The organism is Streptomyces sp. NPDC002130, assembly GCF_040296465.1.
Classification (GTDB): Bacteria; Actinomycetota; Actinomycetes; order Streptomycetales; family Streptomycetaceae; genus Streptomyces.
Genome location: NZ_JBEOXI010000787.1, coordinates 1 through 1,505 on the forward strand (window position 1 = coordinate 1; position 1,505 = coordinate 1,505).

Here is a 1,505-nt window from a genome sequence, read left to right on the forward strand (position 1 = left end):
ATCGCGGTGCGGCCGGCGATGATGGTGCTGTCCACGGAGTCGATGCTCGCCTCGGGTGCGATCTCGACCGCACCCTTGGCCTTGGCCTCCTGGTACGGAATCAGGAACGATGCCCACGCGTCGACCTGTCCGGTGGAGAACGCCGACGCGGCGTCTGCCTGTTGCAGCGGAACGCGTTCGACGGAATCGATCGGCACTCCGGCCTGTGTCAGGGCCTTCAGCGTGATGTACTCGCCCTTACCTGCCGGGTTGACGGCGATGCGCTTGCCGGCCAGATCGGCGACGGTCTTGATGCCGGATTCCGGAGTGGCGATGATGCCGGCCTGGTCCTTGTTGTAGGGGTCCGACGTGGCGAAGATGCGGACACCCACGTCCTTGGACAGTGCGCCGACGACGGGACTGTATGCGCCGGTTTGGATGTCGAGCTCACCGCTGTTGAACAGTTTGAGGTTGGAGCTGAATCCCGGCGTGGTCTTGACCCATTCGATCTTTGCGCCCAGCGGTGCCAGCGCCTCGTCGTAGGTTCCGTCACGCTTGCCGACGGCGATGGCACCGGAGTTTCCGGGATCGAAGACCTTGAGCGTGAAGTCGGCGCTGGAATTGCCTGCGGCGCTGTCGGAATCGGAAGAGCCACACGCCACCGCCAACCCGGCCAGCGGGATCAGGGCGAGCGCAGCGGCAGCTCGTGGCAGTCGGCGGAAGCGGGACATGTATGTGGCTCCTTCAGGCGTTGATTCGTCAGAACTGACGATGATGACGCTATTGGGTGCGTGTCCGTTTTACCCCCGTTTGTTTTCTGGAGATTGGAAATCTTGACAACATCGGAAGTCTGTTCATCTGGGCTTTTGTAGGTCCACGTTCGGTTCCTTTCCATCTGATGGAAAGGATGGCCGGACTGCTGGGTCCGTGTTAGCGTCCGATTCTCAGGTCGATCAGGCCACAGCGAAAGGATCGTTCGTGACGGACGCACGCGGCGCGGGAGTTCAGACGGTAACCCGTGCCCTGACCCTGCTCACATGTTTTCGCAGTGGCGAAGAACTGGGAGTCTCGGAAGTTGCGCGGCGACAAGAGCTTGCGGTCAGCACCACGCATCGATTGCTGCAGTCGCTCGTCGACGCGGGGTTCCTCGAGAAGGACGACGCAACCAGTCGGTATCGCATCGGCGCGGCGCTGGCGGCTTACGGACAGGTCTCCTACCGGCAGCATCGGATCTATCTGTCCGAGCCCTATTTGGAGCAATTGGCCGCGACGACAGGAGCATCCGCCTCCCTGGCAGTGCGAAGCGGAAGTGAGGTGGTGTTGCTCGGGTTCAGTCGGTGGCGCGAGGCCGACGGACATGTGCTACAGGGTGTTCGACTTCCCTTGCACGCGAGCGCCCTGGGGAAAGCCTTTCTGGCTTGGTCCGATGTCGACGATTCCGAGCTCGCCGCGCTGCCACGTGAAGCGACTACGCCGAGCATGCCGGGCTGCCCCTGGTAGCCGAAGCGGCGCAGCCGCTGCTGCCA

General features: G+C 62.8%; 2 protein-coding genes. One reads left to right on the top strand and one right to left on the bottom strand.

Going from position 1 to position 1,505, the window contains the following annotated elements:
- The coding region (locus tag ABT116_RS45525) for an NrtA/SsuA/CpmA family ABC transporter substrate-binding protein (protein ID WP_351646972.1) at nt 1-710 on the bottom strand (710 nt) is incomplete at its 3' end.
- Between the two features lie 247 nt (nt 711-957).
- Here ABT116_RS45525 and ABT116_RS45530 point away from each other — a divergent pair.
- On the top strand, nt 958-1,479 hold the full coding sequence (locus tag ABT116_RS45530) for an IclR family transcriptional regulator (RefSeq protein ID WP_351646975.1): 522 nt from the start codon (nt 958-960) through the stop codon (nt 1,477-1,479).
- The last annotated feature ends 26 nt before the right edge of the window (nt 1,480-1,505 follow it).